At 64.5% G+C, this 22,073-nt stretch carries 20 protein-coding genes and 1 pseudogene; 17 read left to right on the top strand and 4 right to left on the bottom strand.

What is annotated here, in order from left to right:
• The first annotated feature begins 48 nt into the window (after window positions 1-48).
• From IF690_RS14770 to IF690_RS14705, 14 genes are all read left to right on the top strand, one after another.
• A complete protein-coding gene (locus IF690_RS14770) occupies window positions 49-1,014 on the top strand; it encodes a glycosyltransferase family 2 protein (protein ID WP_202696212.1) in 966 nt (321 codons plus the stop codon).
• Window positions 1,007-2,143 carry a glycosyltransferase gene (locus tag IF690_RS14765; RefSeq protein ID WP_202696211.1) on the top strand — a complete coding sequence of 379 codons (1,137 nt, stop codon included), beginning with the start codon at window positions 1,007-1,009 and terminating at the stop codon, window positions 2,141-2,143. Before IF690_RS14770 ends, IF690_RS14765 begins: the two co-directional genes overlap by 8 nt.
• Before the next feature lies 1 nt (window position 2,144).
• A complete protein-coding gene (locus IF690_RS14760; RefSeq protein ID WP_202696210.1) occupies window positions 2,145-3,143 on the top strand; it encodes a polysaccharide deacetylase family protein in 999 nt (332 codons plus the stop codon).
• Complete coding sequence (locus IF690_RS14755; protein WP_202696209.1) at window positions 3,140-4,450, top strand: lipopolysaccharide biosynthesis protein; 1,311 nt, start codon at window positions 3,140-3,142, stop codon at window positions 4,448-4,450. The genes IF690_RS14760 and IF690_RS14755 overlap by 4 nt, the downstream gene beginning before the upstream one ends.
• Complete coding sequence (locus IF690_RS14750; protein ID WP_202696208.1) at window positions 4,444-6,378, top strand: hypothetical protein; 1,935 nt, start codon at window positions 4,444-4,446, stop codon at window positions 6,376-6,378. Before IF690_RS14755 ends, IF690_RS14750 begins: the two co-directional genes overlap by 7 nt.
• A complete protein-coding gene (locus IF690_RS14745) occupies window positions 6,375-7,079 on the top strand; it encodes a GNAT family N-acetyltransferase (RefSeq protein ID WP_202696207.1) in 705 nt (234 codons plus the stop codon). Before IF690_RS14750 ends, IF690_RS14745 begins: the two co-directional genes overlap by 4 nt.
• Window positions 7,076-8,206 (top strand): GNAT family N-acetyltransferase, encoded by a 1,131-nt coding sequence (locus tag IF690_RS14740; protein WP_202696206.1) that lies wholly within the window; start codon window positions 7,076-7,078, stop codon window positions 8,204-8,206. Before IF690_RS14745 ends, IF690_RS14740 begins: the two co-directional genes overlap by 4 nt.
• A gap of 20 nt (window positions 8,207-8,226) precedes the next feature.
• Entirely contained in the window at window positions 8,227-9,009 is a 783-nt protein-coding gene (locus IF690_RS14735; RefSeq protein WP_202701446.1) for a ChbG/HpnK family deacetylase, read from the top strand.
• 166 nt (window positions 9,010-9,175) lie between these two features.
• Window positions 9,176-11,248, top strand: coding sequence for a type VI secretion system Vgr family protein (locus IF690_RS14730; protein WP_202696205.1), 2,073 nt, complete (start codon window positions 9,176-9,178; stop codon window positions 11,246-11,248).
• Window positions 11,245-12,084 (top strand): DUF4123 domain-containing protein, encoded by an 840-nt coding sequence (locus tag IF690_RS14725; RefSeq protein WP_202696204.1) that lies wholly within the window; start codon window positions 11,245-11,247, stop codon window positions 12,082-12,084. Before IF690_RS14730 ends, IF690_RS14725 begins: the two co-directional genes overlap by 4 nt.
• A gap of 1 nt (window position 12,085) precedes the next feature.
• The gene (locus IF690_RS14720; RefSeq protein ID WP_252189472.1) at window positions 12,086-12,568 is read left to right on the top strand and encodes a DUF3304 domain-containing protein; all 483 of its coding nucleotides are present in this window, start codon (window positions 12,086-12,088) and stop codon (window positions 12,566-12,568) included.
• A gap of 180 nt (window positions 12,569-12,748) precedes the next feature.
• A complete protein-coding gene (locus IF690_RS14715; protein WP_202696202.1) occupies window positions 12,749-13,240 on the top strand; it encodes a DUF3304 domain-containing protein in 492 nt (163 codons plus the stop codon).
• 173 nt (window positions 13,241-13,413) lie between these two features.
• On the top strand, window positions 13,414-15,066 hold the full coding sequence (locus IF690_RS14710; RefSeq protein WP_252189471.1) for a T6SS phospholipase effector Tle1-like catalytic domain-containing protein: 1,653 nt from the start codon (window positions 13,414-13,416) through the stop codon (window positions 15,064-15,066).
• A 285-nt stretch (window positions 15,067-15,351) separates the two neighbouring features.
• Complete coding sequence (locus tag IF690_RS14705) at window positions 15,352-15,612, top strand: DUF2790 domain-containing protein (protein WP_202696201.1); 261 nt, start codon at window positions 15,352-15,354, stop codon at window positions 15,610-15,612.
• Between the two features lie 147 nt (window positions 15,613-15,759).
• Here IF690_RS14705 and IF690_RS14700 read toward each other — a convergent pair whose 3' ends face one another.
• Window positions 15,760-16,029, bottom strand: a complete 270-nt coding sequence (locus IF690_RS14700; RefSeq protein WP_009048914.1) for a DUF1652 domain-containing protein — start codon at window positions 16,027-16,029, stop codon at window positions 15,760-15,762.
• 503 nt (window positions 16,030-16,532) lie between these two features.
• On the opposite strand from IF690_RS14700, the gene eco reads away from it, so the two are divergent.
• Complete coding sequence (gene eco, locus IF690_RS14695; RefSeq protein ID WP_202696200.1) at window positions 16,533-17,015, top strand: serine protease inhibitor ecotin; 483 nt, start codon at window positions 16,533-16,535, stop codon at window positions 17,013-17,015.
• 185 nt (window positions 17,016-17,200) lie between these two features.
• On the opposite strand, the pseudogene ilvA reads toward eco, so the two are convergent.
• Window positions 17,201-18,208: pseudogene (ilvA, locus tag IF690_RS14690) on the bottom strand (threonine ammonia-lyase, biosynthetic); the annotation flags it as partial.
• A 356-nt stretch (window positions 18,209-18,564) separates the two neighbouring features.
• Between ilvA and IF690_RS14685 the strand changes: the two are divergent.
• On the top strand, window positions 18,565-18,768 hold the full coding sequence (locus IF690_RS14685; RefSeq protein ID WP_009048910.1) for a ParD-like family protein: 204 nt from the start codon (window positions 18,565-18,567) through the stop codon (window positions 18,766-18,768).
• Window positions 18,765-19,529, top strand: a complete 765-nt coding sequence (gene map / locus IF690_RS14680; protein ID WP_202696198.1) for a type I methionyl aminopeptidase — start codon at window positions 18,765-18,767, stop codon at window positions 19,527-19,529. Before IF690_RS14685 ends, map begins: the two co-directional genes overlap by 4 nt.
• A gap of 4 nt (window positions 19,530-19,533) precedes the next feature.
• On the opposite strand, the gene IF690_RS14675 is transcribed toward map, so the two are convergent.
• Both IF690_RS14675 and IF690_RS14670 read right to left on the bottom strand, forming a co-directional pair.
• The gene (locus IF690_RS14675; protein ID WP_202696197.1) at window positions 19,534-20,475 is read right to left on the bottom strand and encodes a magnesium transporter CorA family protein; all 942 of its coding nucleotides are present in this window, start codon (window positions 20,473-20,475) and stop codon (window positions 19,534-19,536) included.
• A 7-nt stretch (window positions 20,476-20,482) separates the two neighbouring features.
• Complete coding sequence (locus tag IF690_RS14670) at window positions 20,483-22,069, bottom strand: RimK family ATP-grasp domain-containing protein (RefSeq protein ID WP_252189470.1); 1,587 nt, start codon at window positions 22,067-22,069, stop codon at window positions 20,483-20,485.
• Window positions 22,070-22,073 lie beyond the last annotated feature (4 nt).

Genomic DNA, 22,073 nt, shown 5'->3' with positions numbered 1-22,073 from the left:
CCATGCGCTCCGGCAGCGGCTACCGGTCAGGAACAAGGAGCGCCGAGCATGAAACGGATCAGCGTGATCGTGCCGATGTACAACGAGGCGCGGCATATCGTGCGCACCCTGGACAGTGTCAGCAGCGCCGCCGCCGTGGCGGGGCTCGAATGCGAGCTGATCGTGGTCGACAACGGCTCGCGCGACAACGGTCCGCGACTGGCCATGGACCAGGGCGCGCGGGTGTTGCATTACCCCGGGCTGTCCATCGGCGCCCTGCGCAATCGTGGCGCGGCCTGCGCGACCGGCGACTGGCTGGCCTTCCTCGATGCCGATATCGAGGTGCCGCTGAACTGGCTGCTGCTGTGGAAATCCGCCCAGGCCAGCCAGCGCGCCGATGTCTTCGCCCTGGACTGCGATGCGCCGCGCAGCGCGCCCTGGTTCGCCCGCGCCTGGCAGCGCCGCAGCCTGTCCGGTAACCAGCAGGAACGCCTGCTGCAATGGCTGCCCACCCCCAACCTGTGCATGGCCCGGATCTGGTTCGAGCGCATCGGCGGTTTCGACGAGGCACTGCGCACCGGCGAGGACAAGGATTTCGGCCTGCGCCTGAACCGCGCCGGCGCTCGCCAGTTGAGCCTGGCCACGCCCGTGGTGCAGCACTGGGGGTTCGAGGGCAGCTGGCGCGAATGGAGCGGCAAGGAGTTCTGGCGCCAGAGCAGCCATGTGCAGTTGTTGCGCAATGGCGGGTTGAGCCCGCGGCTGCTGCGTTTCCCCCTGCTGTGCCTGGCCAGCGCCCTGCTCAGCCTGCTGGCCTTGCTCTGCCTGCTCGGCGGGCAATGGCCGGCGGCCCTGCTGGCCCTGCTCGGCAGCGCCCTGGCGCCCCTGGGCCTGGCCCTGCGCCAGAGCTACCGGCACCGCGACCCGCTGTTTTTCCTGCAACTCTGGCTGCTGCACTGGCTGCGCCTGCACCTGGGCGCCGCTGCCCTGCTGCAGGGCCTTTTCAACCGTACTGCCGTGAGGCCCGATCGTGGCTAAGACACTCTTCTGGTTGTGCCTGCTGTTGCCGGTCTACGCCTGGGTCGGTTACCCGCTGATCCTCGCGCTGATCAGCCTGTTCATCCGCAAGCGCCGGGTCAAACCGGGACCGCCCTTGTCGGTCAGCGTGATCATTGCCGCGCACAACGAAAGCCGGCATATCGAGCACAAGCTGCGCACCCTGCTGGCCCAGGACTACCCGGCCACCGACCTGCAGATCATCCTTGCCAGCGACGGTTCCACCGACGCCACCGTGGCCACCGCGCTGGCGATCCACGACCAGCGGATACTGGTGCTCGACCTGCCACGGGTGGGCAAGGCCGGGGCGCTGAATGCCGCGGTGGAGCTGGCGCGCAACGAGATCCTGGTGTTCACCGACGCCGACAACCAATGGTCCGGCGACACCCTCGGCAAGCTGCTCGCGCCCTTTGCCGACCCGGATGTCGGGGCCTGCGGCGGGCATATGATCATCCCCACCCCGGGCCACGCCCTGAGCCTGGGCGACAGCCTGTACCGACACTACGAAGCCTGGCTGCGCAAGGCGGAAAACCGCACCGGCTGCATGGTCTCGGCCGACGGTGCGCTACTGGCCCTGCGCCGCGAACTGTTCGAACGGGTTCCGGCCGAGGTCAACGACGACTTCTTTATCAGCACCTGCGCGCCGGTGGCCGGCAAACGCATCGTCTACGTCGAGGAGGCCCAGGTGCTGGACCAGGGCGTCGATGAAGTCGGCAAGCAATACCGCCGGCGCCTGCGGGTCACGGTCGGCGGCCTGCAGAGCCTGGCCCAGCGCCGCGGCCTGATGAATCCCTGGCGCCATGGCTTGTACGCGATCGCGCTGATCAGCCACAAACTGATCCGCCGCCTGGCGCCGGTGCTGCTGATCCCGCTGCTGCTCGGCAACCTGTGGCTGTGGAACGCCGGGGCCTTCTACAGCCTGTGCCTGATCGCCCAGCTGTGCGGTTATGGCGCCGGCCTGCTCGGCCTGCTCGATCGGCGCGGGCGCTTGCCCAAACCCTTTCGCCTGGCCGGTTTCGTCCTGGTGACCCTGGCTGGCATGAGCATGGGCCTCTGGCAATTTCTCCGCGGGCAGCGCTACAGCCTGTGGAACCCGCAGCAGAACCGCTGACATGACACTCAAACAACACTTCAAGCGCCTGGCCGGTACTGCCTACCTCAATAGCTTCGGACGCACGCGCCTGAGCGAGGCTGGCGTGGTGCTGATGCTGCACCGGGTGCTGGCGGACGAACCCGCGGCGAACCTGCCCCATCGCGGGCCGCTGTGTGTCGGCCGCCACAGCTTCGAGCACCTGCTGCGCTGGCTGCGCCGGCATTTCGACTGCGTGCCGCTGGAGCACCTGCTGCTGTACCCCGGCGGCGATCGCCCGCGGGTGGCCCTGACCTTCGACGACGGCTGGCGCGACAACGCCGAGCAGGCCTATCCACTGCTGGAGCGCCATGAAGTGCCGGCGAGCATCTTTCTGTCCACCGACTTTATCGGCACCGGCAGGGCGTTCTGGTGGGAAGCCATAGGCGAAACCCTGTGGCATCAACCCGAGAGCATCGCCGGCCGGCAATTGCAGGAGCAGCTGCGGGTGCTGGGCCTGGTGCTGCCGGCCAGCCTCAGGCAGCCCGGCGCCGACGAGGCTCGCAGCCGTGACCTCGGGCTGTTGCTGCAACGCCTGAAAACCCTGGCTCCGGACAGCCTGCAGTTGCTGGCCGACAGCTGCCCGCGGGACGCCGCGCCCCACAGCCTGGACTGGCGCCAGGTCAAGCGCCTGGAACGTTCCGGGTTGGTACGTTTCGGCCCCCACGGCGCCAGCCACGGCATCCTCACCCAGCTCGACAGCGCAGCCCTGAAAGACGACCTGGCGCGCTCCCACGCCTGCGTGCAGCACCATTGCGCCTCGCCACTGCCCATCTACTGCTACCCCAATGGCGATCATGATCCGGTGGTGCGCCAGGCGGTCGCCGACCTCGGCTACCGTTATGCCCTGGGCACCGCCCCGGGGCTGATCGACCCCTCGCGCAACCAGCCCCTGGCCCTGCCGCGCATCGACGTCAGCCAGGCCAGCGCCCGCCGCCCGTCGCTGCTGGCCTGGCGCCTGTTGAAGGGGGCGCGGGCATGAAGCGCAACGGCTATGTCTGGCACCTGCTGCTGAGCATGGGCACGCGGCTGGCGATGATCGCCATTCGCCTGCTGCGCAACGTACTGCTGGCGCGCCTGCTGGGCCCGGCGGATCGCGGCCTGTTTGCCCTGCTCAGTGCCCTGCCCGACCTGATCGCCGCCCTCACCAGCGGCGGCCTGAACACTGCGGTGGGTTATGAAGCGGCGCGCCAGCGGCCGATGGGCCTGCTGCTGACCCAGATCCTGGTCTATGGCTGCCTGCTGGCCGGAACATTGACCGTGATCGGCCTGCTGCTGATGAACAGCCTGGGCCAGGACTGGCCGATCGCCACCCAGCTCGGCCCCTTCGCCTGGCTGTTGCTGCTGGCGGTGCCGCTGACCGTGCTCAAGAGCGGCCTGCTGACCCTGCATAACGCCGACGGTCGGGTCGGCGCCTTCAATGGCCTGCGCCTGCTGGAATCCCTGGTGCCCTTGCTGCTGTTTGTCGTGCTCTGGTGGCTGTGGCGCGACCAGGCGCTGTCGGCGGCGCTGGCCGGCTGGCTCGGCGGCACGCTGTTGGTGGTGCTGGCGGGTTGGTGCTGGCTCGGGCGTTATCACCGGTTGCGGCTGCGCTGGCAGCCGGGCGAGCAAGGCAAGCTGCTGCGCTACAGCGCCCAGAGCCACCCCGGCGTGCTCTCGCAGCAATTGATGCTGCGCTGCGACTACCTGTTTATCGGCGCCCTGCTCGACCCGGTCGCGCTGGGCCTGTACGCCATGGCCAGCGCCGCCGCGGAACTGCTGCTGATCATTCCCGAGGCGGTGACCACGCCGCTGATGAAACGCCTGCTGCAACAGGGCGCAGGCATCGAACGCCTGACCCCGCTGGCCCTGCGCATCACCGCCACGGTGATGCTCGGCGCCTGCCTCGGCATGGCGCTGGTCGGCCACTGGCTGATCGTCGGCCTGTTCGGCGAGGCCTACGGCCCGGCCTATCCGGCCTTGCTGGCGCTGCTGCCGGGGCTGTTCGGCCTGTGCTACGCGAGCATCCTGCGCCTGGACCTGCTGGGCAAGCAGCGCCCCGGCGCGCTGTCGTGGCTGCTGGGCGGCGGCGCGCTGCTGAACCTGTTGCTCAACGCCACGCTGATCCCGGCCCTGGGCATCGTCGGCGCCGGCCTGGCCTCGTCCCTGGCCTATCTGGCGGTGAGCCTGGCGATGCTGGTGATGTACTGCCGCCTGAGCGGCGTGGCCTGGTACCGCACCCTGCTCCTGCTGCCCGAAGACCTGATACAGCTGCGCGCGCTGTTGCGCCCTCGGGAGGCAGCATGCTGAAAGCCGCTCTCTACACGCTCCTGGCCCTGCTGAACCTGGCCCCGGGCGCCCACGCCGAAGCCATGCAGTGGTCGAGCATCCGCGACGGCAGCCTGTACCTGCGCGCCACCCAGCCGGACCGGCTGCAGATCGGCTGGAGCCCGGCCTGGCAGAGCGATGCCAATCACGAGCAGCTGTACCTGCTGCAGCCCGGCGGCCAGTTGCTCGAGCAACTGGAGATCCGCGCCGACCAGGCCTATGGCGAACAGGACATCGAACTGCCAGCGGCCGCGGGCGACTATCGCCTGCAGATTCCCGGCTACAGCTTTCGCGGGTTCACCGTCAGCCACCAGGCCAGCACCGCGGCGCAGTTCGAGCCGGCCAAGGTGCATTTCAGCGCCGAAGTGCACAGCGGCGCCGAGCTGTTCTTCCGGGTCGCGGCCGGCGAGCAGGCGCTACTGGCCGGCAAGTATTACGGCGGAGTCGGCGTCTTGCAGGCCAGCCGCCTGAGCGATGGCGCCAAGGTTCGCCTGGAACTGAAAGCACACCCGGCCTACGGGCAATTCGACCAGGTGGCGCTGCCGCCAGCCGAACGCGACGAAGTCTGGCGCCTGTCCCTGGGCGGCTCCGGCAAGGCGGCGTTCTGGCTGGACGGCACGGCCAATCTGTTTGCCCAGGAGGTCCAGCAACTGCACCCGCTGGACCAGCCCCGGGGCGAGGCGCGCCTGCAGCTGAAAGCCCAGATCCTCGGGACCACGCCGCGCCTGGGCATCGCCCTGCCCTATGCCCAGCCGCCGCAGTCCACCTTCGGCCTGTTGCAGGCGATTGGCGCCCGCGCGGCCAACTTCTACAGCTTCGTCGATGTGCTCGAACAGGAGCCCGAGCGGGAAATCGGCTTTCGCCGGCTGTACCGCGAGCGCTTCGGGATCGACCGCGACATCACCCTGCTGGCCGGCACCGGGCGCCGCGCCGTGCTCGCCGCCGATGCCCAGAGTTTCGCCGGCCTCGACGCCTGGCTCGCCGACAGCGTGCGCCTGGCCGGCAACGGCCTGCACTACCTGGCCTTCGCCGACGAACCCAACCTCAACTACCCGGACTACAGCAGCTACGCCCGGTACTTCGAGCAGATGCTGGCCCGGGCCAAGGCCAACCCCGAGGCTCGCGCCGCGGGTGTGCGGATCGCCATGCCGGCCAGTTCGCGGCTGCTCGACGGGCCGTTCCGGGTCGGCGCCGGGCAACGCCGCGGCATCGACTGGGCGCGCCAGCTGCTGGCCCGGCATGCCCAGGACATCGATGCCCTGGCCTGGCACGAATGGATGGTCCGCGACCTGCTCGCCACCCGCCGCTACCGCGACAGCGTGCGCGCCGCCGCCGAGCTGGTGGGCCTGGATGCCGCGGGCCGGCCGCGCAAGGCCCTGCTGCTGAGCCAGACCAATATTTCCAGCGGCCGCGACCTGAGCCCCTACCAGCAGGACACCCATTACGCCGGCCTGTGGTGGGCCTCGGTGGTGATCAACGCCTCGGCGGACGGCCTGCTGGACATGCTCAACTGGTTCCAGGCCGCCGACGAGCCGGACTACCCCAAGGGCATGCTCGCGCAACGCAGCGCCAGCCAGTTCAGCCTCAAGCCGGTGGCCGTGGCCCAGCAGTTCATTGCCCGGCACTGGCTGGCCCATGTGCAGGCCCTGGACAACCCGGCCTTCGAGGTCGATGCACTGGCCATGAGCGAGGCCGGCCGCCACAGCCTGCTGGGAGTGAACAAGGCGTCGCGGGTGCAGGCGGTGAGCCTCGCCGGCCCCGGCGACCTGTGCCAGGCCGCGCCGCTCAATCTGAGCTTGCTCGGCCCCGACGACCAGCCTCGCGACGCGGCCGTTGAATGCCGTGATGGCCGGGTGCACTTCGAGTTGCCCGGCGAAACCCTGTTTGCCCTGACCTGGAAAGCCTTATGAGTCGATTGACCGCATTGCTGGAAAAAATCCGTCGCAAGGGCCTGCGCGACAGTCTGCGGGTCCTGCGCGAGCGCTACTTCTATTACCACTGGGAATTGCTCAGCGTCGAACGCTCCCTGGCGCTGCCGGTGCCCTGCCCGGTCACCACGCGGCGCTGGCCCCAGGTGCCGATCGAGCGTGCGCTGCTGCCGGCCTTCGAGAAGTATTTTTCCGCACAACTGCCGGCGATCCGCGGCTTGCTGGACAAGGGTTGTCGCGGCAACGCCCACCTCGACGCCGACGGCAACGTGATGCTGATGATCTGGATCAACGAGCGCGACTACTACGACGATCAGCTGTACCGCTGCTGGATCCGCATCCCGCCGGGCTGCATCTATCAGTTCGCCGGCGAGTGTGCCCTGCCTTACCGTGGCACCGGGGTGGTGGTGCTGGCGCAGAAGCTGATCTGGGAGCACTACCGCGAACGCGGTTTCAAAGCCACCCGGGCAGTGGTCAACGTGCGCAACGAGGCGGCGCTGAAGATGCACATGCGCATGGGTTTCACCGAGGTCGGCGAATCGATCCACGTCTATTGCCTGTTGCGTTGCCTGCATTTCCATCGACGCGTGCCCTATCACCAGCCACGCCTGCTGCACCTGCACAAGCCACGGCCGGCAGCACAAGCAGGCACCTCGACCGATACCGGTAGGGAGCCGCTGTGACGATCCGCCTCGCCTGGCGCGCCAGCCTGCTAGCCCCTGACTTTCCCGTCGCCGCCTTCGAGCAACTGCGCAACGCGGTGGAACCGGCCACGCCCTTCAATCGCCTGGCCTGGCTGCGCGGCGCCGAGCAGGCGCTGGACGCCGGGCAACGCCTGCGGGTGCTGCTGGGCTGGCACGGGGAGCGGCTGGTGCTGTGCCTGCCGTTACTGCATGGCCGCGAGCGCAAGGCCGGCCTGCGGCTGCCGGTAGTGCGCCATCTGGGCTTCCCCCTCAGCGACCGCCTGGCGTTGCTGGTGGCCGAGGATGCACTGCCGGCCATGCCCCGGGCGCTGGAGGAAATCCGCCGCGAGCTGCCCCATGCCCTGCTGCAATTGAGCGAACTGCTGGCGGCCGGCCCCGCACTGGCGAGTTGGCGCAAGCACAGCTGGTACAGCGCCTGCGCGATCAGTTGCCGGGCGCCGGAACACTTGATTGTCGAAGCCGACCGCCAGGAAGCCCGGGACAAGAACCTGCGCTACGAGCTGCGCCGGGCGAAAAAACGCTGCGACGAAATCGACGCCCGGGTGATCCGCGTCAGCCCCGATGGCGAGGGCATGGACGCGCTGCTGGACTTTATCGGCGCCGTGGAACAGGCCAGCTGGAAAGGCGCGGACGGCCTGGGGATCTTCTCCGGCGCCCGCCGCCAGCAGTGGATGCGCAGCGCCCTGCGCGGGCTGGCCGCCGACGGCTGCGTGCGCGTGGTGCTGCTCGAACACCAGGGCCGCTGCATCAGCTATCGCCTGGGCCTGCTGGAGCGCGGGCGGCTGTACGACTACAACATCGCCTTCCTGCCGGACTACGCCAGCCTCGGCAGCGGCCGGCTGCTGCTCGACGAGTGGATTCGCTGGGGCCTCGACGAAGGCTGGCAGTGGGTCGATGCCTCGCGGGTCAGCCTCAGCCGCTCCAGCCATCAACTGCACGAACGCATGAGCGGCCAGGTCGAGCACCAGCGCTGGAGCTTCTATTCGCGCCGCCCCGGCGGCCTGCTGCTGGGGCTCGCCGATCGCCTCTGGCAGGCGCTCAAACCCCATGTCAAAAACTGGCGCGAACGCCGTGCCGCCCGCCCACAGCAAGAGAGCCGACCTTGAGCGCTACTTTGAACCGCCGTTTGAACCGCACAACGACCGCGGCGAACCTGCCGGCGGTGATCGTCAACGCCGACGACTTCGGCCTCGACCCGCAGTACAACCAGCTGACCCTGCGCGCCTTCGAGCGTGGAGTGATCAGCTCCGCGACCCTGATGGCCAATATGCCGGCCTTCGAGGATGCCTGCCGGCTGGCCCGCGAGAACAGTCTGCAAGGACGCATCGGCCTGCATTTCAACCTGACCTACGGCGAGCCGCTGAGCGTGCCGATCCGCAGCCAGCGGCGGTTCTGCAACAGCAGCGGCGAGTTCGACCTCAGGCTGCCGCGCTCGGTACTGCGCCTGCCGGCCAGCACAGTGGTCGCGGTCCGCGATGAACTCCAAGCGCAATGGCAGCGCTGCCTCGACCGGGGCCTGCGCCCGAGCCATATCGATTCCCATCAGCACGTGCACAACCTGTGGCCGATCGCCCCGATCGTCGCCCGCTTCGCCGCGCAACAAGGGGTGCCGGTGCGCCTGGCGCGCAATGTCGGGGGCAATATCGGCCTGGCCAAGCGCCTGTTCAAGAACGCCCTGAACCGGCGCATCGTCCGTTTGAGCGGCGCCACGGTGACCTTCGTCTGCACCCCGCGGGACCTGTTGCAAGGCTTCCGGCCAGCCGGCGCGCTGGAAGTGGTGGCCCATCCGACCCTGCTGGCCGACGGCGATTTCGGTGACGATTACCTGCCCGAGGGGCAGTCCCTGGACCGGCTGCTACGGGAAACCCTGAGGGGCTATCGGCATATCGCCTACAGCCAGCTCCGCTGATGCCTGTAGGGCATTAGCCGGATCGGTTGTCAGGCCTAGGGGACAGTTGGCACGGACATTTCTGATTCTTCCAGCGGGCGGATGGCCACGGCCGGCGCGGCTTGAATCGACCGGTTTATTCCTGCACCATCCGCCCCCTGCTTATTCAATGGATGGATTTCACGGCATGCTGGATGCTAACGCTACCCATATTTCCCTGACGATCGAAGGCGCCTCGGTCGACCTTCAGGTCCTCGGTTTCGTTGGCCGCGAAGCCCTCAATCAACCCTTCTGCTTCGATATCGAACTGGTCAGCGCACGGCCCGACCTCAAGCTCGAGGAACTGCTGCACAAACCCGCCTGCCTGACCTTTGGCAGTACTGGAAAAGGCCTGATCCATGGCCTGGTGTACCGCATCGCCCAGGGCGATTCCGGGCGCAAGCTGACCCGCTACAGCATCAGCCTGACCCCGCAGCTCAACTACCTGCGCCACAGCTTCAACCAGAAGATCTACCAGCACCTCAGCGTGCCGAAGATCATCGCCCAGGTCCTCGAGGCCCGCGGCATCCTCGCCGACGCCTACCGTTTCCAGCTCGGCGCCACCTACCCGGAGCGCGTCTACTGCACCCAGTACGACGAATCCGACCTGCACTTCATCCAGCGCCTGTGCGAAGAAGAAGGCATCCATTTCCACTTCCAGCATTCGGCCAGCGGCCACACGCTGGTGTTCGGCGACGACCAGACGGTGTTCCGCAAGCTGCCGGCGGTGAACTACCAGCAGGATTCGGGCATGGCCGCCGAACAGCCAGTGATCAAGCGCTTCAACCTGCGCCTGGAAACCCGCACCAGCCGCGTCAGCCGCCGCGACTACGACTTCGAGAAACCGCGCCTGCTGCCCGAGGGCGCGGCCAAGTCCGGGGCCATGCCGGACCTGGAAGACTACGACTACCCCGGCCGGTTCACCCAGCAGGCCCGCGGCAAGCAACGGGCGACCCGCGCCCTGGAACGCCACCGCAGCGACTACCGGCTGGCCGAAGGCAATGGCGACGAGCCGAGCCTGGCCAGCGGCCACTTCCTGACCCTGGCCGCCCACCCGCGCAGCGAGTGGAATGACTTGTGGCTGCTGCTGGAAGTGATCCACGAGGGCAAGCAACCGCAGGTGCTGGGCGAGAACATCACCAGCGACGTCACCAGTAACAAGGACGACTTCCACCAGGGCTACCGCAACCGCTTCCTCGCCACGCCCTGGGACGCCCACTACCGCCCGCCGCTGGAACACCCTAAGCCCAAGTCCCTGGGCAGCCAGACCGCCGTGGTCACCGGGCCCAAGGGCGAAGAAATCCATTGCGATGAGTACGGGCGGATCAAGGTGCAGTTCCACTGGGACCGCGATGGCCAGGCCGACGACGACACCTCCTGCTGGGTCCGCGTCGCCAGCGGCTGGGCCGGCAAGGCCTACGGCGGCATCGCCATCCCGCGGATCGGCATGGAAGTGCTGGTGACCTTCCTCGAAGGCGATCCCGACCAGCCCCTGGTCACCGGCTGCCTGTACCACAAGGAAAACGTGGTCCCCTACGACCTGCCGGCGCACAAGACCCGCAGCACCTTCAAGACCCTCAGCTCGCCGGGCGGCAAGGGCTACAACGAACTGCGCATCGAAGACAAGAAAGGCGCCGAACAGATCTACCTGCACGCCCAGCGCGACTGGGACGAGAACGTCGAGCACGACCAGCGCATCCGCGTCGGCAACGAACGCCACGACACGGTCGAAGCCAACAGCCTCACCGAACTCAAGGCCGAAGAACACCGCATCACCCACCTCGACCGCAAGAGCGAAATCCGCGCCAACGACCACCTCACCGTGGCCGCCACCCAGCACGCCAAGCTCGGCACCGCGCAATTCGTCGAGGCCGGCCAGGAGATTCACTACAAGGCCGGGAGCAAGGTCGTGGTCGAGGCCGGCTCGGAGCTGACCGCCAAGGCTGGCGGCAGCTTTGTGAAGCTCGACGGCGGCGGCGTGACCATCAGCGGGGCCGATGTGAAGATCAATTCCGGGGGCGCGCCGGGAACGGGAACCGGCATTGCCGCACTGCTTCCGGGGTTGCTGAAACTTGCCGACGCCGACAAGGCCGGCGGCCTGCTGCTGGGCCGTTTGAACGCGCCAATACCGCGCCTGGCGCCGCCCAAGGGTATCTGTGTCGAATGCCTGCTCAAGGCCATCCGCCAACGCCAGGCGATTCTGTCCGGAGCCCAGCCATGAGCGATTTGCAGCAAGGCCAGCAGGACTGGGTCAACGCCGCCGCCAAGGGCTTCAGCCTCGCGGTGATCGTCGAGCAGGCCCTGCTCAGCGCGCCGCAGCGCAATGCCCTGGTTGAACTGGAAGGCGCCCGCTGGCCCCTGATGTACCAGCCCGAGCTGATCCAGTTGCGCAATGACGGGCCGCTATTGCTGGACATGACCGGCCAACCTTTCGAGCGACTGGTAGCGATCCACGAGCTGTTCGGCTCGAACCTCGCCGGCTGGTTGAGCAGCACCCTGCCCGCCAATCGGCTGGCCACCCACCTTGGCGACGCCCTGGTCTGCCAGGATGCCAACGAGGCGGTGCTGCTGATTCGCAGCTACAGCGCCGAGGTACTGCCCCTGCTCCACCAGCAGGTCGGCCAGCCATGGCACCAATGGCTGTTCGGCCCCCTCGATACCTGGTGGGTCAAGGCCGAAAAAGACTGGCAGCGCCTTGCCGGCCCGGCACACAGCGAAGTGCCCGAGTACCACCCGATACGCCTGGATGAGCCGATGATGCACAGCCTGCAGCATGACGCCCACGCCGAGCAGTTGCTGACGCAGACCGAAAACGTCGCCCCCGAGGCCTTTGCCAGCGACTGCCACGGCGAACGCCTGCAACAGGTGCAAGACCTGCTGCAGATCGCCAGAGCCCAGGGCCTGGACCAACAGGAGGATCAGTCGACCTTTGTGTTGCACAGCCTGATCACCCGTAGCCCGCTGCACCAGCGCCCCGAATGGGCCGAAGTCCTGCGCCAGGTCATCGATGACCGGGACAGCCTGGAAAACGCCCTGGCCACGCAAGAAGGCGCCTGAGGTGACCTTGTTCCCGTCATTCGCACAGCGCTGGAAGCGCCTGCCCGGCCGCCAGAAAACCCTGATCCACTGGCTGGTTTTCGCAGCGCTGGTCGCCGGTTATTTCATCTGGCAGTACAGCCGCACGCCGGGCGCGGCGCTTTATGGGCATAACCATACGGATCGCCCGATTTTCAGTTATTTCGTCAATGACCATTGGGGAGGCAACGGAGGCGTGACCTGTTGCTGGCGTATCGAGGGTAAGGCGCTGAAGGTGGACTGGATATTGGACGTGACGCCAGAACAAATTAAACAGGGGCTCGAAGAGAAAACCCTTTCAATCGAAGTCCCTAACCCACCCCGAAAGCGAACCGACGATACCCTGCATGTGCATTTTCTGCCCGGGGATCAGGTGCGTCTGGCCTGGAGTGACAAACACACCAGCCCCCTCAAGGAAGAGCTGCGCGAGTTCTATGCCGGGGATCAGGAGCGCCGGTCCGAATGAGCCCCCTTCATTTCGATCCGACTGTCGCTCTGCGGCTTTCAGCGCCATCGTGAGTCGAGGCTTTTCAGCACCAACTATTGAAAGACTTGCAAACAGCGCGAGCTGGGCAACAGAAATGCCCCCCAGGCAAAAGAACGTGACCGTGCGCAGAAACAGGTTCGTACCAACAAGGAGTTTGTTGTGACATCGATTCAATCACTCAGAAATCGCTGGAAGTCTTTGTCCGGTTTGCAGAAAACCCTAATCAATCTATTGACTTGGGGGGCACTGATTGCTGCCTATTTCATTTGGCAGCATAGCCGTATGCCGGGTGCAGCCCTTTATGGCCATAACCATACAGATCGCCCTATCTTCAGCTACTTCGTCAATGACAACTGGGGGGGGAACGGAGGTATGACCTGCTGTTGGCGCATCGAGGGCAAAACGCTGAAAGTGGACTGGATAAAAGGTCGTACAGGTGAACAAGTACGCCAGGGGATAAAGAAGGAAACTCTATCAGTCGAGCTTCCTAACCCCCCTCGCCAACGCAGTGACCGGTATCTGCATGTGCACTTCTTTCCCGGGGACCAAGTCCGCCTAGCCTGGAGTGCCAATCTCGACACACCTTATGAAAACCTCAAAGAGGCCCCCCCGGTGCCTAACACCAAGGATCAGGAAACCACATCCCAATGAGCACCAAAAACTCTGATCTGGCGGCGGCTGCCAGCGCCCGCTGTGCCGGCCCGTTCAATAACTCTCATGTCACCACCTGTGAACGAACCTTGCGGATTGGTTTTTTTTTCGACGGTTTTGGGCGTCATCTGTTTAAAGATCTGCAATCAGGCCGGGTCAGTAACGTGGGCAAAATGTTCCTGGCCCATCCTATCGATATGCCGAACAAGGAGCCTGACCCTGCCTTTGCCTATCGCAAGGCTTACATCTCGGGCATGGGCGAGGAGTACATCGCAGACCTGACCAACACTGCCAGTACCGGCCTGGATATCGTTAGCAGTAAAGCGGCGGATGTCCCCAAGGATGTGGCGAAGGATGAAGGGAAAAAGATCCTGAAGGATGTGCTGGAGCGCCGTGACTGGTGGGAGCGCTTGAAGCGTGACCTGGGCGCCCTGGTCAATGCCCCCTACAAAGCCTTCAAAGTGTTGAAGGGCGCGGTGATTGACGCCGTGGCTGAAGTCGTGCCGCCCCTGCGCGATAACCCGGTCATGGCTCAAGTGGCCAAGACCGGGGCCAACGTTCGCATTGATGGCGCCATCGATTATCTGAACGTCGAAGTCGGCAAGATCAAGGCATTGGGCGGCCCCCCGTTGAAGCGCATCGAACTGTCCGTATATGGCTTCGACTATGGCGCCACCCTGGCCCGGGGTTTTCTCTATCGTCTGCTGGAGCGCAGCCTGATCAATGGCGAGGAGGTCGAATATCAAGGGGCCCGCCTGGTCATATTGTTCGCCGGTCTGTTCGACGCGGTGGACCGCAGCCATAGCGAAATACCGCTGATCGACGGTTACATGCCCGTGCCCACCAGCACGGTACTGGGGGACTTCAACAGCCTGCCCAAGCAGGTGCGGCAGGCGCTGCATCTGGTGGCGGGCCACGAGCGGCGCTTTTACCGGCGCGCCTGCCTGCTCGGCAAAGGCAACGCCAAGTGGCGTGAAGAACTGATGCCCGGGGTCAGCGAGGACGTGGGTGGCAGCCTGCTGCCCGGCGAACAGAAACCCAGTGCCGAGTTGGCCCTGGTCAGTTTGCACCGCATGTACCGTGCGGCGTTCCAAGCGGGAGTACCTTTCCTTCATCTTGAAGATTTGTACGAAAAGGACGCCGACACCGCTGAGCTATTCACCTTCAACGACCATATCAACGGCAAGACGGCCCTTGGGCTGGTCAAGAAGTATCAGTCGGCCGCCAAGGCCAGCATCGCCCAGCTGAAAAACCTCAACCTGGGTGACAAAGCGCCCTTCCTCGGCCATATGCGCCTGTATATCCGCTGGCTGGCATCGATCTCGCGCCCTTATCTGCAGCGCCTGCGCGAGATCGGCGAAGAGGAAGATCGCCTGAACGCCAGCCAGTATGCCGCGGGGAATAGCGCCGGGATGTTCGGCCGCCCGGTGGAAACCCAGGAAAAGAGGCAGGCTCGCCTCAAGCGTACCCAGGAGCTGCAAACCGAGCGCGAAACGCTCAGGGCACAACTCGGCTGGCTGGAAGATGTGGACAGCGAAGCCCGCAGCATGCGCAGCGGCCGGGCACGGGACGGCTACAGGGCCGCCGGCACACCGCAGCAGATGCAGGTGTGGCAGGTGCTGTTGGAAGAGGAATGGTTCAAGGAACAACTGTCGCCCTTGCCAGAGGAAGTGAGCCTGTTGTTCGGCCACTTCATTCATGACCAGTTGGTACAGTCCCTCGCTCAGCGCTCAGCCAAGTCCGTGAGCGGGCAATGCTACTTCGATATCCGCGGGATCGATCGGCCAGAGGAAGAAGAGAAGGAAAAGGAGAAAGAGAAGATATAAGTGTATTCAATGCCTGCCCGGAATCGGGCAAGGCGTTGACGACCAGCAAGGCAGGGCTTCTGTCCCCTGCCTTCAAGCCCCTACCGCCGAACACCGAATACGCGTTTCTGCCCACAGAACATCTCGCCGGGCAGTTTCCCTTCCGCACAAATCATTAGCCCCCTACTTAATCTTCGATTAATCCCCCAGTCCAAAACTGTACGGGACCGCGCAGCGCAGAATCCTCTGCCGCCCTCCGCGGCGCGCTCGATGGCGGTTTGTGTCGGGCTTATCGGAGAAATTCTCATGAACATGCGTATTTTGCGGGTCGGGGCCCTGGCTTTGGTCGGGGTCGTGGGTGTGGCTCAGGCGGACACGGCCCAGGTGCAGTCGGTGCCTTATCACTATGGCATGCCGCTGAATGTGGCCAAGGTGGTGTCGATGACCGAGCCCGCGACGCCGGAGTGCAAGGTGATCACCGCGGACATGACCTTTATCGACAAGGCGGGCAAGCTGAAAGCCATCAGCTACCGCAAGCTGTCGGACGCCTGCAGTTATCAGAACTGAAGACGACCCTGCTCTACCGCGCGCGAGGTTGCAGGCCGTTCGGCGAGATTCAGGCAGGAATTCCATTCGCGGTGAGGGTCGAGCCTGCGCCTGGCCCGGGATCTGTCCGGGCCAGGCAGGCAACGCAGGCATTGGCAAAGCCGCCGATCAATGAGCCCTGGATTTCAGGGTGATGGGCTGGCTTCCCGGATGATTGGCCAGGTCGTAGCGCAGTTCGGCGATCAGGTCGTTGATTTCCCGGCAGCCGTTGAGGCTCGCCGCATCGATGCCGGTGACCACCAGGTCCACGCGGTCGGTTTCATGGTCGCCATAGACTTTCACGGTCATGTGCAGGTCGGGGCTCAGGGTGCACTCGCAGCGTTTGGGCAGAAAGCTGCATTCAATGATATTGCGCAGTTCCAAGGCAGATAAGAACATGGCAGATCTCTCCGTTGGTGCAGTGGCCATTCAATGATGGCAAGAATATCGTCTCGGGATTCCACCCCCGAAATACGGCGTACGGCATGACTAAACCTCCCTGGAAGAGAAAGCCAATTCCTAGACTAGGCCGTATTTGCGCTTCTACTAAATTCTATTTTGCTCTGAGTAGTGGGCTTTTTTCACGTGATGTCCCGATACCTCCATCAGGGGGTGACCTCCTGCGAACGGGTGCGGCCGACTTCTCGCTGATAGTGATTGGAGCATTAAGCGTGCCGTGCGCGTGCTCGTTGTCATGCCGTGATAAATCATTGGGTTATAGAGTGTTAACGGTGGATGGCATCGTGCAGATTGCCGGATTAACCGTTGGTCGCCCGGCAATTTGCCGGAATGAAATGGCCACGGTTTGCATGACCGGGTGTTACCCGGTCAAACTGCCCGGCGTTTCAAGCAAGCGGCTCCCGCCATTGGGAGAGCCGTCGATCAACCTGCAAGGAGGCCTTATGCGCTTTTTTCCTGTTTCCACCGCCATCGCCGTGCTGTTGAGCGGCATTTCCACCCTGAGCCATGCGGCCAAGCTCGAAGACGTGGCGCCCTACCCCAAGGCCGAAGACGGTTTTGTGCGCCAGGTGATCCATCTGCCCAAGCAAGCCAAGGAAGAAGACTTCAAGGTCGAGGTGCTGGCCGGCAAGACCCTGACCGTCGACTGCAACCGTCAGCGCCTGGGCGGCACCCTGGAAGAGAAAAACCTTGATGGCTGGGGTTACCCCTACTACCGCCTGGACAAGGTCAGCGGCCCGATGAGCACCCTGATGGCCTGCCCCGAGGGCACCAGCAAGCAGGCGTTCGTGCCGGTGGTCGGCGAAGGCTTCGTGCTGCGCTACAACAGCAAGCTGCCGATCGTGATCTACGCCCCCAAGGACATCGAAGTGCGCTACCGCCTGTGGTCCGCCTCGGACAAGGTCGAGAAGGCCCGCGCGGAATAATCCAGACCGCGGCGGCAGCATCGCAGGTGATGTAGCCGCTGCCGCAGGCTGCGATCGGCTACGCAGTAGCCGCCAGGCCAGGCAACGCGGTGCAGCAGTGGTTCGGCTGGCGAGCGCTTCGCACTCGTGCGCAGGCTTCGCCAGCGGCTACATGACACCCGCTGACCTCACACCCACGCACCCGTTCCCAAGGCCGCGCGCTCGGCCACCTGCCCCAGGCGATCGAAGTTGATGTTGGCCCCGGAATCGATGGCCACCAGGGTTTCGCCCTGTACGCCGCTGCGGGCCACGTACTGCTTGATCCCGGCTACCGCCAGCGCCCCCGACGGCTCGGTGATGGAGCGGGTGTCGTCGTAGATGTCCTTCATCGCGCAGCAGAGTTCGTCGTTGCTCACTGTAAGCACCTCATCGACCAGCACCCGGCACAGCTCGAAACAATGGGCACCGACCTGCGCCACAGCGACCCCGTCGGCGAAAGTGCCGACGCTGGGCAGCACCACCCTTTCCCTGGCCCGCAACGCCTGCTGCAGACAGTTGGAGTGCTCGGACTCGACGCCGACGATGCGCACCTCGGGCCGCAGGTATTTCACATAGGCGGCGATACCGGCGATCAATCCGCCACCGCCCACCGGGACGAAGATCGCGTCCAGGCGCCCGGGGTGCTGACGCAGAATCTCCATGCCCACCGTGCCCTGCCCGGCAATCACGTCCGGGTCGTCGAAGGGCGAGACGAAGGTCTGGCCGCTGCGCTCGGCCCGTTGCAGGGCATGGGCCAGGGCAAAGGGAAAGCTCTCGCCATGCAGCACCGCCTCGGCGCCACGACTGCTGACGCCCTGCACTTTCAGTTGCGGCGTGGTGGAAGGCATGACGATGGTCGCCTTGATCCCCAGCTCCCGCGCCGCCAGTGCCACGCCCTGGGCGTGGTTGCCGGCGGAAGCGGTGATCACCCCGCGGCGCTTTTGCTCGTCACTGAGCTGCACCAGCTTGTTGTAGGCGCCGCGGATCTTGAAGGAAAAGGTCGGTTGCAGGTCCTCGCGCTTGAGCAGCACCTGGTTGCCCAGCGCCGCCGACAAGGCCGGCGCTGGCTGCAATGGCGTACGCACCGCCAGGTCGTAGACCGGCGCCGCGAGAATCTTCTTCACGTAGTGCTCAAGCAGGTCCAGTTGCGTGTTGGGCTCGGCGGGATGGTTCATACGGCTCTCCTGGCTGTGTTGAAAGCCCCGGAGACAGAAAGAAAAAACCCGCCTCTAGGGCGGGTTGGGTGCAGTCGTCAGCAAACCCGCCAATCAGGAATGGCGGTAATAATGCTTGGCTGGGAACGCAATGCGGAAAAAGTCATGGCCAGGAAATTAACCGGCGCGCTGCTGGCGAGTCAATGGCCAATTCTTTGCGGCCATCGCCGCTGTTGCATCTGCTGGTTCGCGGCCTTCGTCAACGCAGGTCCGCCCGCCCTGCCCGCCAGCAGGCTTGAGCCCGTTCGAGAGATTGCCGTTTGCCGGCGAATATATGAAACGTATATGCTTCGTATATTTACCAGGACAGAAACCCTGTGGGCATCGTCAAGATTTCAGATCAACTGCATGAACAGATCCGCGTCGCCAGCGACGCCATGGATCGCTCCATCAACGCCCAGGCCGAGTTCTGGATCAAGATCGGCCTCTTGGCCGAGCTCAACCCACACCTGGCCTACAACGACCTGATCAACAAACTGCTGCTGAACAAGAGCGACCTGATCCGGGGGCGCAGCGAATGACCCAGGCCCTGATCAAGACTCCGCAACAACTGGCCCTGATGCGTGAGTCCGGGCGCCTGCTGGCGGCGGTATTCACCTTTCTCGACGAGCTGGTCGCGCCCGGCCTTTCGACCCTGGAGCTGGACACGGCCGTGGAGCGTTTCATCCGCCACGACCTGGGCGCCCGCCCGGCCAGCAAGGGCCAGTACGGCTACCCCTACTCGATCAACACCTCGATCAACGAGGTGGTGTGCCATGGCATGCCCCATGAGCAGGCCATTCTCAAGGACGGCGACATCATCAACATCGACATCACCCTGGAAAAGAACGGCTTTATCGCCGACTCCAGCAAGATGTACCTGGTCGGCAACGTCAGCCCCAAGGCTCAGCACCTGGTGAGCACCACCTTCGAGGCGATGTGGCACGGCATCAAGGTGGTCCGTCCCGGCGCGCGCCTTGGCGATATCGGCCACGCGATCCAGCAACACGCGCAAACCCGGGGCTACAGCGTGGTGCGCGAATACTGCGGCCACGGCATCGGTCGGCAGATGCACGAAGAGCCGCAGATCCTGCATTTCGGCCGCCCCGGCACCGGCCTGGAGCTGCGCGAAGGCATGGTGTTCACCATCGAGCCGATGCTCAACCAGGGCAGCGCCCGGGTGCGCGGCCTGAAAGACGGCTGGACCGTGGTCACCCGCGACAACGGCTTGTCGGCGCAGTGGGAACACACGGTGGCGGTGACCCGCGACGGCTACGAAGTACTGACCCTGCAACCGGCCTGAAACCTCAGGCGCACTTGCCGCTGCCGCCGGCCAGGCGCCTGAGACCCAGCACCATTCCCCCGGCCCCCAGTAGCATCGCCACGAGGAACAGCGGGTAGGCAATCCACCAGGGGGTGCCGGCGGTCATCATGCTGAATTCGGACATGCCGCCGATGCTGGCGATCAGGTTCAGCGGCAGGAACACCACGTTGATCAAGGTCAGTTTGCGCAGCAGGCTGTTCATGTTGTTGTTCATCAGGTTGCCGCGCGCGTCGATCAACCCGGAAAACACCGTCGAATAAATCTCCGCCTGCTTGTAGCACTGGTTGTTCTCGATGATCAGGTCGTCGATCAGGCCGATGGCCTCGGCGCTGAAATGCGCCTTCTCGGCGTGGTTGCGCAGGCGGGTCAGCACCGCGCCGTTGCTGTGAATGGCGTTGATGTAATAGATCAGGCTTTCGCTGAGGTTGAACATCTGGATCAGGTGGCGGTTTTCCATCGAGTCGTTGAACTGCTGCTGCAACTCCCGGGCGACCATCTTGATCACCTTGAGGTGCCCCAGGTAGTGATGAATGTTGTTGGACAGCAGGTCCAGCAGCACATCCAGGGGGCTATTCAAGGCCTGGCGCGCGCCCAGGCCGCTGAGCTGGCTGTCGTCGTGGGCGATCAGCAGCAGGCGTTGCGGGGAAAACAGCAGGCCGCAGGACGACACCTCGAACGACAGGCTGCCGCCGCCGGAGTAGTTCTCCGGGCGCTTCCAGATCAGGAACAGGTTGTCCGGATGGAACTCGATACGCGACACCTCGTCCGGGTCCAGGGCCGAGGCCAGGGCGTGTTCGTCGAGCTTGAAGCCGCTGCGCAGCAGATCGCGTTCGGCGGGGTCCGGGTTGCTGAACAGCATCACCTCGGCGTCCAGGCGCTCCACCGCCAGCAGGCGGCCCTGGCTCAGCTGATAGCTCTTGATCATCGGCCGTTCACCAGGCCTGTCCGCGGCGCTTGAGCTCCAAGCGACGGACGAACTCCTCGAGCACCAGGGAATACAGGTCGTCGCGCAGGTAGGCATCTTCGATGCCGGCGTCCAGGTTGGGGTTGTCGTTGACTTCGATCACCACCACCTTGTCGCCGGACTGTTTCAGGTCGACGCCGTACAGGCCGTCGCCAATCAGGTTGGCGGTCTTCACCGCCAGTTCCACCACCGCCCGCGGCGCCTCGTGGATCGCCAGGGTGCGGCATTCGCCGTTGATGTCCTGGCCCTTGGCCTTGTGGTTGTAGATCTGCCAATGGCCCTTGGACATGAAGTACTGGCAGGCGAAGATCGGCTTGCGGTTGAGCACACCGATGCGCCAGTCGTACTCGGTGTAGAAAAACTCCTGGGCCAGCAACAACACCGAATGCTCGAACAGCTCGGCGGTGGCCTCCAGCAGCGCCTGCTGGCTCTCGACCTTGATCACCCCGCGGGAGAAACAACCGTCGGGAATCTTCAGCACCAGCGGGAAGCCCAAACGTTCGCCAACCCGCTCGAAATCTTCCGGTCGCTCCTTGTAGAGAATCTCGGTGGCGGGCATGCCCAACTGATGGCTTTTCAGCAGATCGGTCAGGTAGACCTTGTTGGTGCAGCGCAGGATCGAGGTCGGGTCGTCCATCACCACCAGGCCCTCGCTTTCGGCCTTCTTGGCGAAGCGGTAGGTGTGGTTGTCGACGCTGGTGGTCTCGCGGATCAGCAAGGCGTCGTATTCGGCGATCCGCGGGTAATCCTTCTTCTCGATCAGCTCGACGTCGATGCCCAGGCCCTTGCCGACCCGGACAAAGTTCTCCAGTGCCCGGGCGTTGGAAGGCGGCAAGGCTTCCTGGGGATCATGCAGGATGGCCAGGTCATACCGGGCCAGTCTTTTCGAGCGCGGCACGCGCCAGATCTTGCGACTGAAACTGTCCAGGGAATGAGCGAATTGATCTTCCTGGTCTTCACGCAACTTATGCAGGGCCCCGGACTTCACGCCTTCGATATGCCAACCGTTAGTTCGCTTGAAGTCCACCAGCAATATCGGACAGGGAAACACTTCGAATAACTGGCGGGCCAACTCCTGTAACGGTTCGATATGGGTCTTGCCGAAGTAGAGGGTCAGGGTAAAACCTTCGGTATCGCTATAAAGATGATTGCTCAGGGCCTTTTCCAGGGTTTTATCCAGGTCGTCCAGGGCCAGCCCGTAGAGCGACTTGCGGGTCAGTTCGCTGATGGTGCGCACCGAGGGAATCACCTTGTGCCCCCGCGCCTCGGCCAGCAGCGAACAGTAGTAACCGTGGCCCAGGTACTTGTAGCTGCGGCACAGGTTGATCACCTGGACCCGCTTGCCGGGCTGGGTTTCGCGGGTCTGTTCCAGGTACTCCTGGGCGCTGAGGATGTCTTCGCTGGGGAAGTAGGAGGCCCAATCTTCCTTGCGCTCGACAATAATCACCAACTGACTGGAAGTGTCACTCACCGTTGAAAAATAATTAACCGGCGTTATTGTCGCCGACAGACTTTGCTCGGATACTCCACGCCAATGACCTTGTACCGCTGACATAATG

Source organism: Pseudomonas sp. SK3(2021) (genome assembly GCF_016772375.1).
GTDB classification, from domain to species: Bacteria; Pseudomonadota; Gammaproteobacteria; order Pseudomonadales; family Pseudomonadaceae; genus Aquipseudomonas; species Aquipseudomonas chlororaphis_I.
This window is presented reverse-complemented; position numbering and strand designations above follow the sequence as displayed.